9 protein-coding genes are annotated in these 14,156 nt (G+C 45.6%); 4 read left to right on the plus strand and 5 right to left on the minus strand.

Translation table 11 applies throughout. From position 1 onward, the window contains the following. The 4 genes from BHV83_RS21470 to aldA all read left to right on the plus strand — a co-directional run. Window positions 1–420: alpha-N-acetylglucosaminidase C-terminal domain-containing protein (locus BHV83_RS21470; protein WP_286758040.1), on the plus strand; the 420-nt coding region annotated here is incomplete at its 5' end. Between the two features lie 20 nt (window positions 421–440). Next, on the plus strand, window positions 441–3,257 hold the full coding sequence (locus BHV83_RS21475) for an NPCBM/NEW2 domain-containing protein (RefSeq protein ID WP_286758041.1): 2,817 nt from the start codon (window positions 441–443) through the stop codon (window positions 3,255–3,257). Between the two features lie 13 nt (window positions 3,258–3,270). After that, window positions 3,271–5,955 (plus strand): glycoside hydrolase domain-containing protein, encoded by a 2,685-nt coding sequence (locus tag BHV83_RS21480; RefSeq protein WP_122300448.1) that lies wholly within the window; start codon window positions 3,271–3,273, stop codon window positions 5,953–5,955. Window positions 5,956–7,097: 1,142 nt separating this feature from the next. Then, window positions 7,098–8,534, plus strand: a complete 1,437-nt coding sequence (gene aldA / locus BHV83_RS21485) for an aldehyde dehydrogenase (RefSeq protein ID WP_005641934.1) — start codon at window positions 7,098–7,100, stop codon at window positions 8,532–8,534. A 99-nt stretch (window positions 8,535–8,633) separates the two neighbouring features. Here the strand turns inward: aldA and BHV83_RS21490 are convergent, their stop codons facing one another. From BHV83_RS21490 to BHV83_RS21510, 5 genes are all read right to left on the minus strand, one after another. After that, the gene (locus BHV83_RS21490) at window positions 8,634–9,122 is read right to left on the minus strand and encodes an NADH-quinone oxidoreductase subunit NuoE family protein (RefSeq protein WP_005643304.1); all 489 of its coding nucleotides are present in this window, start codon (window positions 9,120–9,122) and stop codon (window positions 8,634–8,636) included. 12 nt (window positions 9,123–9,134) lie between these two features. After that, window positions 9,135–10,925 (minus strand): NADH-dependent [FeFe] hydrogenase, group A6, encoded by a 1,791-nt coding sequence (locus BHV83_RS21495; protein ID WP_122205983.1) that lies wholly within the window; start codon window positions 10,923–10,925, stop codon window positions 9,135–9,137. A 33-nt stretch (window positions 10,926–10,958) separates the two neighbouring features. Then, window positions 10,959–12,752 (minus strand): NADH-ubiquinone oxidoreductase-F iron-sulfur binding region domain-containing protein, encoded by a 1,794-nt coding sequence (locus BHV83_RS21500; RefSeq protein ID WP_195292739.1) that lies wholly within the window; start codon window positions 12,750–12,752, stop codon window positions 10,959–10,961. 32 nt (window positions 12,753–12,784) lie between these two features. Further along, window positions 12,785–13,183, minus strand: coding sequence for a (2Fe-2S) ferredoxin domain-containing protein (locus tag BHV83_RS21505; RefSeq protein ID WP_005641927.1), 399 nt, complete (start codon window positions 13,181–13,183; stop codon window positions 12,785–12,787). Window positions 13,184–13,406: 223 nt separating this feature from the next. Continuing rightward, window positions 13,407–14,156, minus strand: a 750-nt coding sequence (locus BHV83_RS21510; protein WP_046452720.1) for a serine O-acetyltransferase, incomplete at its 5' end; no start/stop codon positions are given.

The raw sequence follows: 14,156 nt of genomic DNA on the forward strand, positions 1-14,156 counted from the left end.
GATGCGACCGCGCTTGTCACCGTGTGGGGAGCTGATGGTGATCCGCTTATCTTCGACTACTCATGGCGGGAATGGACGGGATTGATAGACGGATATTATCTGAAACGCTGGGAAAAGTTCTACGCTATGCTTCAGGATCATCTCGATGCCGGGACAAATTACAGCGAAAAAGATTTACCGCAAACGCACGGCCGTGAGTCTTTCCGTGCCAATGATTTCTACAGCACTTTAGGAGACTGGGAACTTCAATTTGTTTCCACTCCGGATAAAGTCCGTACCCCTATCACACAAGGAGACGAGGTGGAAACCGCTACCCGCCTGTATAAAAAGTATGCTCGTCTTGCTACCGAGTATTATAAGGATGAAATCGAGGCAGATGAGATTCATGAAGGTAACATCTTTGAGAATTTGGGTGAATAACTCCTCAAAAAGATTATATTATGACAATAAGACAATTCCTTCTTGCTTGTTTCTGCTGTGTGACTCCCTGTCTGACAGCACAGACAAGCAAGATAAAACTATCGGAGATGAACCTCTCCCCCATCTATCAGCCATACGGGACTCCGGCATCCGGCAAAGCAGTCACCGGCGAACCTTTACAGGTTGCCGGTACGCTTTTTGCAGATGGTGTAGGTGTACAGGCAAACAGCAAAATAAAGATTTCACTTCAGGGAAAATCATCCCTTTTCACATGCAAGATCGGTATCAATGATCAGTCGGTTAATTACAAGGACAGCCATCTTGTCAAGATTCCCTTGACCGACGGGACGATGCTCTTTTACGACCAGACAAACGGCCGCAAACAATATGTCGGTACGGGAAAAGGAAACGGGGAAGTGGAAAAGGGAAGTGTAGTCTTCAAAATCACCGGAGACGGGAAAGAACTGTATAACAGCGGGATCATGCGTGGAGGCGAGACAGCCAGAGCAATCTCTCTTCCCGTCGAAGGAATCAAGATCCTGGAACTGGAAGCAGAAAGTGCAAATGATGGACTTAGCGGTGATCATGCTGATTGGTTGGAGGCCGTCATTACCTATTTCGAAATTCGACCGTCTCTAGTCGCTCCCGAATACCAAGGAGAGATTGCCTCCATGTCTAAAGAAGTGGAACGATCCCTGCAACAGAAAATCGGACAACTCGAAACAGTCTGCCTGCCCTTGCCGTCACCTAGTTACGATTGGCTGATCTGTAACCAGGAAGCCAAAGCAAAGGTTTATCAGGCAAACCAAGGAAAAGATATCGTATTGAGCAATGGACTAGTCAGTCGCGTATTCCGCATTTTTCCAAACCTGGCGACAGTCGATATCCAAAATCTGATGACCGGAGAGAATATGCTGCGTGCCGTGAGCAATGAAGGGATTTTGACGCTTGATGGCAAAAACTATTCGCTGGGTGGCTTGGACGGTCAACCCGAATTTGGTTACACCCAGTACAAATGGCTCGACCGGATGGAGCCTTTTGCCAATTCGTTCCGTGTCATCGATTTTCGGATTTCAGAAATCACCCCGCGTATTAACTGGAAAAGTAGACGATGGGCATTGGAAAAAAAACGGAACCCATCCGGCAAACAGCTGACCTTTCTATTAGAAGGGCCGGACGAACTGAAAGGCGTAAAAGTCAAACTACATTACGCCCTTTATGACGGTCTGCCTTGTATTTCCAAATGGTTTGAGATTGAAAACCGGACAGGTGCGGATATCAATCTCGATTCTTTCGTCCTAGAACAGTTAGCTATGGCCGAGCCAGAGTCTCCGGTGGAAGCCAAGAGTCCGGAAATGTTCCGCAAACCCAATATCCATGTCGAAAGCGATTGGGGTTTTCTGGGTTTCATCGAAAAGATTGCCGACAAGACCGAGCACTGGAATCCCGATCCGAGCTACACTTCGCAGTGTAATTATCCACTGCTGACTCCTTGCCTGTTAGAGGTCAAACTGCCAATGGGACCGGACGAGCGAATCTGCAATGGCGGTTCTTTTTCCAGTTTCCATACTTGGCTGATGCCTTTCGATAGCGAAGACAGAGACCGAAAAGGGCTATTTGTCAAACGGATGTACCGGACGATTGCTCCCTGGACAACCGAAAACCCGATCTTCATGCATTGTACATCCAGTGATCCTAAGATCGTAAAGCAGGCAATAGATCAATGTGCTGATACCGGCTACGAAATGCTGATCATTAGCTTTGGCTCTGGCCTTAACATGGAAGACGAATCACCGGCCAACTATGCCAAGTTTAAGGAATTGCGCGACTATGCCGACTCCCGCGGTATCGAGTTGGGGGGATATTCGCTGCTATCGAGTCGTTGGATCAGCGATGATGTGGATGTGATAAATCCCGAAACAGGTAAGAGAGGCGGAATGATTTTCGGTAGTTCTCCCTGTCTTTGCAGTGATTGGGGCTATGACTATTTCCGAAAGATCAAACAGTTTTTCGAAAAGACAGGTATGACCGTGTTTGAAAACGACGGTTCCTATCCGGGGAATGTTTGTGCTTCAACCGTTCACGCTCACCATGAAGGGCTGAAAGATTCCCAATGGAAACAACGTAAACAAATTGAGAACCTATACCGATGGATGTGTGAAAATGGTATCTATATGAATATCCCGGATTATGGCTATCTGCTGAACGGAGGCAATAAAGTCGGAATCGGTTATCGTGAAGTCAACTGGTCTTTACCGCGTGAACGGCAGTTGGTTCTGGGCAGACAAGTCATGTATGACGGTCTTTGGGAACGGCTTCCGAGTATGTGTTGGACTTTTGTGCCTCTCACCCAGTATCATGGCGGTGGAGCAGCCGCTACATTGGAACCGCTCAGCGAACATCTTGCCGACTATCGGGCACACATGATGCAAAACTATGGAACCGGTGTACAGGCTTGTTACCGGGGACATCGGCTTTATGATACCGAGGAGACAAAACAGACGGTAAAAGAAATCATCGACTGGTATAAACGATATCGTTATATTCTAAACAGCGAAGTGATCCACTTACGCCGTCCTGACGGTAAAGATTGGGACGGAATCATGCATGTCGCTCCCGGTAAAAAAGAGAAAGGTTTTGTCATGGTCTATAACCCTACCGACGAGCCGATGGAGCGTACCGTCAAACTACCTCTCTACTATACAGGATTGACCACGGAGGCGGTTGTAAAAGAGCAAGGCAAAGAAGGGGTTCTCCATACTTTGTCGCGCGATTATACGATTCTATTGAGAATAAGGATTCCGGCAAAAGGTTATAATTGGTATATAATAGAATAAAAAACAAACAAATATGAAGAAAACATTCCTAACAGTCGTTGTATTGCTCCTTGCCTGGAGTAATGTTGACTTGAAAGCTCAGGAGACAATCACGAATGCTTTCGACGACTTGAAACGTACCGGAACTGTTAATGAACAGGACTCCGAAATGCGACAGGCTACCTCGGATACGGCTCTACAAAAATTGCTGACACAGAAACCGGCAGCAGGCTATTTTTGTTTTGCTGAAGATCGGATGCATGATATCCGTCTTGATCAAATCATTCCGGCCCGTTGGACGGAACGCGTTTTCGACACTTGGCTACAATTGAAAGGAGACTGTCAACCTGGTGAATTCTATACGTGGCAAATCGGTGTTTTCACACCTTTCAAGGAGTTGAAAGGTGTCTCCGTTTCATTCTCCGACTTGGTAAATGCCGATGGAAATAAAATAAAATCCACCTCATTCCAATGTTTCAACCAGGAAGGCACCGATACCGACGGACAAACATTCCGGAAAACCGTCTGTATCCCTAAAGGATATGTACAGGCACTCTGGATCGGGATGGACATCCCTGCATCAGCCAAAGGGATATATAAAGGAAAAGCTTTTGTGAAGGAAGGAAGCTCCCAACCTGTCGAAATAGCAATTGAGCTAAACGTGTCCGGCTCACCGATCGCCAATCATGGCGATAACGAAGGTTGGCGGAAAACCCGTTTGCGCTGGCTCAACTCCACACTGGGAAATGCCGATGAACCGACTGCACCTTATACACCTGTAACTATCCGGAAGAAAACTCTTTCCTGGTTGGGCGGCGAAATTGAACTTTCTTCGAGCGGGCTACCTTGCAGGATAACCACTTGTTATGATGCCAATAACAGACTCAGTGATTCTATCTCAAATGCCGTACTGGCAAAGGAAATGGCATTTATTATCGAAACTTTCAATGGACAGGAAGCCTTGAAGCCAGGAAGTCTCCGTATCACTAACCGTAATAACGCTTCCATTAGTTGGGAAACGATACTAAAGAGCCAAAACTTCAATGTAGTATGTCAGGGAACTTTCGGGTTCGACGGTATTAGTAATATCCGTCTTCAAGTCAAACCGAAACAAGATATCGAAATCAAAGATATACGTTTGGAAGTCCCTTACACGACTTATGCATCCAAATATATGATGGGATTGGGGCACAAAGGCGGATTTCGTCCAGACACGCTGATATCATGGAAATGGGACACCGATAAACAACAGGACAAAATCTGGATGGGAAATGTCAACGCCGGCCTTAACCTTCATTTCATGGATGAGAATTTTGTGCGTCCGTTAGTCAATATCTATTACGCACTTGGTAAACTGAACCTGCCTGTTTCCTGGGGAAACAACAACAAAGGTGGTATCCGCATCCAGCCGGAAGAAGATGGTGAAACACGAATGATCGTTTACAGTGGCGAACGCTGTTCACGCAAAAACGAAATCCTGCACTACAATTTCGATATGCAAATCACCCCTGTTAAACCGATTGACTTGAAATCACAGGCAACAGAACGTTTCTACCACTCGAACAGCGACGTAAGTGCTGGTTATATTCCGGCAGCTTTGAAAGCCGGAGCAAACTTGATCAATGTCCATCATAAGAAAGATATTTATCCTTTTATCAACTATCCGTATTATGACGAATCAGTCGCCGATCTGAAACGTTTCATCTCTGAAGCTCATAGTAAGAATCTCGGTGTCCGTTTATATTACACGACACGGGAACTGACCGTGAAAATTCCCGAACTATGGGCTTTGCGTAGTTTGGGCGGAGAAGTGATCCATGACGGTCCCGGAAAGGATACGCGTACATTAATTCATCGTAACGGACCGAACGAGTGGTTGAACAAGAATCTTGCCACGCATTTCATCCCTGCTTGGTATAACGCTTTCGAAGAGGGAAAATATGCAGGAGATATGGACATTTCTGTTATAACGACTCCCGATTCCCGTTGGAACAACTATTATCTGGCCGGACTGGATTGGATGGTGAAAAACTTGGAAGTCGACGGCATTTATATTGACGATAGCGCTCTTGACCGTAAAACGCTGCAACGTGCTCGACGCATCCTCGATGCAGATGGCAAGCGACGCCTGATCGACATTCACTCTTGGAACCACATGAACCAGTGGGCTGGTTATGCCAACTCCCTGCATCTTTATACAGAGCTTCTCCCTTACATCGATCGTACTTGGATTGGCGAAGGTTTCAAAGCTGACAACTCGGTAGACTTCTGGTTGGTGGAAATGTCTGGTATTCCGTTTGGCTTGTTAAGCGAGACACTGGACGCACGCAATCCTTTTCGGGGTATGGTATTTGGAATGCTTCCCCGTTTACCCTGGAGCGGTAATCCTGTCCCACTCTGGCAATTGTGGGATTCGTTCGGAATGGATAAAGCAACCATGCATGGCTATTGGGATGAAAACAACCCTGTTAAAACGGACAATGCAAATCTCCTTGCAACCGTTTATACGAATGAAAATAAAGCTCTTCTCGTGATAGCCAATTGGACGGATCTACCACAAAAGGCAAAAATATCCATCGATGAGAAAGCATTAGGTTTCCACCCAGCTACGATTTCATTGCCGGAAATAAGGGACATACAATGGGGTAGCCGGCTGAACAACTTGGAACAATGCGAAATTATGGGGAGAAGTGGTATGATCATCCTGCTTGAAAAATGAATATTCCCTGTTATAAGGTAAGGTATGGAAACAGGACATTCAGCTTACGTTTCAAGTATAAATATTGCAACCATGACAAAATACGCAACAAATCACTCGATTATTTTATGCAAAAACGGCTGTAAAATAGGTAAAACCGGGTGGTTTTCATTGCTCGGCAAGGCACTTTAGTTGCTGGACATCCCCATGTTGCCCCCTCTTACATCCGGATGTACCGAGTCTCTACACCCGGATGTTAAGGAAGGCAACATGGGGGTGTTTACGGAATTATGTGCTTGTTTCTGCTAAAAAAAGAGAGGACTTTTGTGAAATGAAGAACCGTATTTCTCCAATTTAATACCTATTATATTCGTTTTTACATTTGTTTATTCGATTATTTCATATGCTTTTTCAAAAGCAAAAGAAAACAATGTGCTGTTTTTCAATAATATGATAAAATGCAATGTTTCAGAAGTGATAGAGGAGTGATAGAGGGAAACGTCCTGTATCACTGTCTCTAACTCTTGAATATTAATAGCCACAACCTTCGTAGTGATAGAGTGATAGAAGATTTGTAGAAAACTCCGTATGGAGATCACAACCTTGGAAAATTTTGATGCGGTTGCCCTGTCTTCGTTTCCTTATGGTAAATCTGTATGTTTAAATTTTAGAAGGATTCCGTGTGAAGTAATTTCGGTAAAGTGAACGTATCGTAAGGATATACCTGATTGTGTTGGCAGTCTTTACGGTTATACCTGGTTCTTCGGGATCATCTACTAAATCTAGTCTACGCAACTAATCGTGATTATTTAAAGTAAACATATTAAGAAACACAAAAAAAGCCCGTATCCAACTTCACAGTTACATACGGACCAAACAAATAACAAACTCTACTTATATGAAAAAACAAATACTACTAACTTAATCGTCTTAGGAATTTCTTTGGATATAATTCCTAATTCATTTTATCATATAACAGCACATAATTCAGTTTGGTTCAGAAATAATGAAAAAAACTATCTTCCGATCAGCTTAGCCATACATTATAATCCTGTATTACAGAAATATATCATTTCTGTAATAAGTAATATCATTTTTTAAACATGATCATTTTTTCTTTCTTGTACTTTTAAAATCAAAATTCAACCTAAAAAGATATTACCATGAAGGAATTGAAAATGTTTATTGATGGCAGATTCATAGAACATGAATCTGGAAAATGGATTAAGGTATTAAATCCTTCTACTGAAGAAGTTATATCATTAATGCCGGACGGTACGGTCGAAGATGCTAAAAGAGCGATCGATGCAGCAGAAAAAGCTCAGGGTCAATGGGAAAGGACACCTTCTATAGAAAGGGCCGCTTATCTGACCAAAATTGCAGCCGGTATCCGCAAAAGAGAAAAGGAACTGACTGATATAATTGTTCGTGAAGGTGGAAAGACGCAAGGCCTGGCTAATGTGGAAGTTCTTTTTACGGCAGATTATATCGATTATATGGCTGGATGGGCCCGCCGGTATGAAGGTGAAATCATCCCCAGCGACCGTCCGCGTGAAAGCATATTCCTGTTCAAGAAAGCAATTGGTGTAACAACCGGTATTCTTCCTTGGAACTTTCCATTTTTCTTGGTTGCACGCAAAGCAGCCCCGGCTTTGATTACCGGTAATACGATCGTGGTAAAACCGAGTCAGCTGACACCTGAAAATGCATACGTTTTTGCACAAATTGTAGAAGAAGTCGGTTTGCCAGCCGGAGTTTTCAACTTAGTGAACGGACGTGGTTCGGTGATAGGTCATGAGTTGGCAGCAAATCCGAAAGTTGGCATGGTCAGCCTTACGGGAAGTGTAAGTGCCGGACAACAGACAATGGCAGCAGCAGCTCCTAATATAACAAAAGTATCTTTGGAATTAGGAGGAAAAGCTCCTGCAATCGTGATGGAAGACGCAGATATAGACTTGGCGGTGAAGTCGATCATTGCTTCACGCGTTATCAATACCGGACAGGTATGTAATTGTGCGGAGCGGGTTTATGTAGATAAAAAGATCAAAGATATCTTTATGGAAAAGCTTGTGGCCGGTATGAAGCAGGTGAAAGTCGGCAATCCGAACGAGATCGCAGACTTGGATATGGGGCCACTGATCGAAGCAAATGCTTTGGCTGCCATGGAGCAAAAAGTTGAAAAGGCGGTTCGGCAGGGAGCCAAACTTCTATGTGGCGGTCATCGGATCGGAACAAAAGGATATTTCTTCGAACCTACAGTGCTGGATTGTGCCACACAAGAAATGGATATCATACGGGAAGAGACCTTCGGCCCTATCCTGCCCATTGTCGAATATACGGATATCGATGATGCGATTGCATGGGCAAATGACTGTGAGTATGGACTGACATCTTCCGTCTATACCCAAAATCTGGACTATGCATTCAAGATCATGCGCTCGCTGAAATTTGGCGAAACATATATCAATCGTGAGAACTTTGAAGCTATGCAAGGTTTCCATGCCGGATGGCGTAAGTCCGGAATCGGCGGTGCAGATGGGAAACACGGTCTTGAAGAATATTTACAGACGCATGTCGTTTATATAGAAACCAAAGAATAGAAGATCGCCTTTATTATATGGCCGTGCCATCGTTACGACACAATTGTGCCAATGCGACTCGTCTGTTGTGCCAATGCTGTGGCACAACAGACGAGTCGCTTATACTTGCTCCAACAGGTAGTATTCGGAAAGGATATCCCGCACTTTCTCTGGTGTCAGACGTCCATAAACTTTTCCGGCAATCGTGACGACCGGAGCCAGTCCGCAAGCCCCCACACAACGTAGACAATCCAATGAAAACAGGCCGTCGGATGTAGTCTCTCCAACTTTGATCTCCAACTGGCGCTGGAACTCTTCCAAGACTTTCTCGGCTCCACGTACATAACAGGCCGTTCCCAGACAGACGGAAATAGGATATTTCCCCTTCGGAGTCATGGTAAAGAACGAATAGAACGTCACAACTCCATATACTTTGGAAACCGGAATATGCAACCGGCCGGCGATGATCTCTTGCACTTCGCGAGGCAGATAACCGAATATGCCTTGGGCGGCATGCAATATGTTGATCAGTTCTCCCGGATCGTTATTATGTTCATCACAGACAGCCAACAATTCATCGATCTTCATCTGAATCAAATGTATCTTCATCTTATCCATCGTTTATCCCTCCTGATTTTCTTGCGTAAACATGTTAATGGCTTCCTTACGGTCGAAGTAGTGCGTATGCAACAGCTTGTGGGCACGCGGTCCGCACGGTTCTCCCAGATAGTCGGCATAAAGAGCTTGAATATAAGGATTCTCATGGCTCTTGCGAAGTGTCTTGCTGCGATCCTCCTGATAGAGAGCCGCCGCACGTTTGCGCAGCACCTCCATCCTGCCCCTGTGGAACGGTTGGCCGCCACCACCGATACAACCACCCGGACATGCCATAACTTCGATGGCATGATAGGGCGACATGCCGTTTTGAACTTGTTCAATCAGTTTGCGGGCATTGCCCAAACCATGTGCAATCCCTATTTTTATAGGTGTTCCGTCGAAGTCTATCGTAGCACTGCGAATACCTTCCAACCCGCGGAGTTCTTCAAAATCAATTTTAGGAAGAGTTTTTTTCGTATATAGCTCGTACGCCGTACGGCAAGCAGCTTCTATCACGCCACCGGTTGTTCCGAAGATAACTCCGGCTCCTGTCGATTCGCCTAACGGACGATCGAAATCGCTATCTGGCAGTTCCGCGAAGTTTATGTTTGCATAGCGGATCAGGCGGGCCAATTCGCGCGTATAGATCGAAATATCGACATCCGGATTGCCATCGACCGCAAATTCCGGACGACTGGCTTCATATTTCTTTGCCAGGCAGGGCATGATCGACACGACAACGATCCGCTTTCGGTCTACTCCCAATTTTTCGGCAAAATAACTTTTGGCAATTGCACCGAACATCTGCTGTGGGCTCTTAGCCGTCGACAGGTTGTCTAATAATTCCGGGAAATGCTGTTCGACGAAACTGACCCACCCCGGACAGCAACTCGTCATCAACGGCATTTTTACTTCCTGATCGCCTTTCAAGTATTTCCCGATCCGCTGCAACAGTTCTGTCCCTTCTTCCATAATAGTCAGGTCGGCGGCAAAATCCGTATCGAAAACATAATCGAAGCCCAACCTGCGGAGGGCGGAAACCATTTTACCCGTTACCAATGTCCCCGGTTCATATCCGAAATCGCGTCCCAAAGCCGTACGGACAGCCGGAGCTGTCTGGGCTATCACGATTTTGTCCGGATCGGCCAGCGCATCCAACACCGGCTGTTGTGTATTCCGTCCGCTCAACGCGTTTACCGGGCAGACCGATACGCACTGGCCGCAATAGGAACACGTACTACCGGCAATATCCCGTTCGAAAGCCGTAGAGACGGCTGCATTAAAGCCTCGATTGACAGCAGTCAAAGCCCCAACGGTCTGGATATTATTACACATGGTCTCGCAACGGCGGCACATGATGCACTTGTTCATGTTGCGCACGATAGACGGTGAACGGTCTATCTGGAATGTGGACATCTCGCCTTTATAGCGAATCTCGCGTATCCCCAGGTCGTGGGCGATGGTTTGTAGTTCACAATGTCCATTGCTACTGCAAGTCAGACATTCTGCCGGATGGTTGGACAGGATCAGTTCCATTACGGTTTTCCGGGCATTCATCACGCGTGGGCTGTGTGTTTGCACAACCATCCCTTCCATACACTCCGTTTTACAGGAAGGAGCCAAATTACGGCGACCTTCTATTTCAACTACGCAGATACGGCAAGCACCCGGATTATTTTCATAGTGCAAATCTTCCAACTTCATATAGCAAAGAGTCGGAATGCGGATACCCATTCCTTTTGCAGCATCCAGGATCGTGGTTCCTTTGGGGACTTCCACTGGTTTTCTATCTATAATAAGCTTTACTGTTTCCATACATTTAATTGTCATTGTCCATTCTTCACTACTTTAGTGCACATAAATAGCACCGAACTTACATCTCTCTATACATGAACCGCACCGGATACAAGTCTGCGGATCAATCACATGCGGAACTTTCTTGTCTCCCGTGATCGCATTCACCGGACACATCCGGGCACAAAGCGTACATCCCTTGCATTTCTCTGGATTGATAAAATATTGCGTCAGTTCGCGACATTGATGAGACGGACAACGTTTTTCCTTCACGTGAGCCAGATATTCATCATAGAAGTTATCCATCGTAGACAAAACTGGATTGGGCGATGTCTGTCCCAAACCGCACAAGGCAGTGTCTTTGATCACACCAGCCAAGTTACGAAGCCGTTCCAGATCCTCGATCGTTCCGTTGCCGGACGTAATCTTTTGTAACATCTCGTGCAACCGTTTGTTGCCAATCCGGCAAGGAGCACATTTGCCACATGACTCCTCGACCGTGAAATCCAGATAGAATTTGGCCATAGCGACCATACAATCGTCTTCGTCCATCACAATCATCCCCCCCGACCCCATCATCGAACCGGCAGCCAAAAGATTGTCATAGTCGATCGGCAAATCCAGATGCTTCTCAGTCAGGCAGCCACCTGAAGGACCTCCTGTTTGCACAGCCTTAAATTTCTTTCCATCTTTGATGCCTCCTCCTATACCGAAGATCACTTCGCGTAACGTCGTCCCCATCGGAACCTCTATCAGCCCAACGTTATTTACTTTTCCCGCAAGGGCAAAGACTTTCGTCCCCTTACTTTTCTCCGTACCTATACTACTGAACCATTCAGCTCCCTTCAACAGGATAACCGGCACGTTGGCATATGTTTCCACATTATTCACATTGGTCGGGCAACCTTTGTAACCTTGTTCGCTTGGGAAAGGCGGTTTAACAGTCGCTTCTCCGCGAAGCCCCTCCATACTATGAATCAACGCCGTTTCTTCACCACAAACGAATGCTCCTGCCCCATAACGTATCTCGATATCGAAAGAGAAATCCGTCCCGAAGATGTTTTCACCCAGTAGACCATATTCTTTGGCTTGCCGGATTGCAATCTTCAACCTCTCTACGGCCAACGGATATTCGGCCCGGATATAAACCAGCCCTTTCGTGGCTCCCGTACAATATCCGTTGATCGCCATCGCTTCAACGATGGAATGCGGGTCACCTTCCAGGATGGAACGGTCCATGAATGCTCCCGGATCACCTTCGTCTGCATTACAGACGACATATTTCTGGAGAGCTTTCACCTTACGGGTTATCTGCCATTTCAAGCCGGTAGGGAAACCGCCTCCTCCCCTACCGCGTAAGCCACTGTCCATGATCTCTTTGATCACCGATTCGGGCGTCATCTCGGTCAAGGCTCTACCTAAAGCTACATAACCGTCGCGGGCGATATATTCGTCTATATTTTCGGGATTGATAAAACCGCAATTCCTTAGAGCGATACGGAGCTGTTTCTTGTAAAAATTGATATGCTTGGAATCCGGTACTTGCTCGTTAGTTTCGGGATTGACATATAGAAGCCGTTCTACCTTACGTCCCTTCACTAAATGCTCCCGGACAATGTCTTCGGCATCCGTCGGTTTTACCTGAACATAGAACGTATTGTCCGGAACCATTTTAACTATCGGCCCTTTTTCACAAAAACCGAAGCAACCGGTACGGATCACTTGGACAATATCCTGCAACTTATGTCGTTCGACGGCCTCTTTCAGATTTTGAAGTATAAGTTCACTCTGTGATGCACGACAGCCGGTACCGCCACACACCAGTATATAACTATTGTACTGTGCCATTATGTAAGTATTAAGTGTTTAAGGAAGTTTTGTTATTCCGGTTTAACAACCGTGTAAGTGACCGGGATAATATCGTCCAGCAGTTCCCCATTCCGGATATACCGGTCAATGATTTCATCCACTTTCGCTTTCTTCACATGTCCGAAAACAAGAGGTTCTTTACCTGGCAGGGTAACCTCGACAGTCGGTTCGGCATAGCAATACCCCATGCATCCGGTTTGTGTCACCAATGCATCTACTTTTTCACGATCCAGTGCTTCAATGAAATAATTCATGATCTCTTTGGCTCCGGCAGCGATCCCGCAAGTTGCCATAGATATCCGGATCTGTACCATTTGTTCAGGATGATTACTTTTTTCTCTAATATCCAAGGTCGAGCGCAAGGTTTCACGCATCTTCCGAAGATCATCCAATGTTTTCACTTTATTCATGGTCTACACTATTTTAAGGTATAATTCGCTCAAATAAGGTATATCTGCAAACATACATATTTTTCCGGAATAAAGCCTATCTTTTCTCTTTAATCCCAAGGCTATTGTGCAAAAATCGTTAGGGGATTAATAAAGCATAGCTTTAGGGTATCTAATGCTATGGGTTATGGAGCCTAAAGCTATGGGTTTTGAAATGAAAGTGAAAACAATATGTCGCCCTCTGCTATTTATCTTCGACAGCACGTGTCTGCAATACTTTGGAATTAGGTGGAACGCTATGGGTAAGCCAGATGTTACCACCAATCACGGAGCCGTGACCAATAGTGATCCTCCCTAAAATGGAGGCATTGGAATAGATTGTAACATAATCTTCGATAATCGGATGGCGCGGTACGTCCAGAGGCAATCCTTCTTCGTCCAAGGTAAAGCTTTTTGCACCCAATGTCACACCTTGATAAAGGCGGACATGATTACCGATTATAGCCGTCTGCCCGATCACAACACCCGTACCATGATCGATACTGAAATATTCTCCGATTTGCGCTCCCGGATGAATGTCTATTCCTGTATCCGAATGGGCCATTTCTGTTATAATACGTGGAATCACAGGCACACCGAGCTTCAGTAACTCATGTGCTACGCGCTGATAAAGAATGGCATGAATTGCCGGATAACAGAAAATAATCTCACTGGGGCTTTTGGCTGCCGGATCACCATCCAAGATAGCTTTCACGTCTGTCGATAGCAGATACTTGATATGTGGAACCTTATTGATAAAAGCAATGGCTATTTCAGAAGCACGATCTTTGGAATCACAACAACGTTCGACTTCAAAGCACAAGCCATTATAGATTTGTTCCTGCAACAGGTCGTAGGCCTGCTCCAGATATACACCCGTATAATATTGTATAGAATCCGTCTGTGCCTCCTGTTCCGTTCCGAAGAAACCGGGAAAAATAACCTTGCGGAGCAA

It is taken from the genome of Parabacteroides sp. merdae-related_45_40 (genome assembly GCF_001915675.1).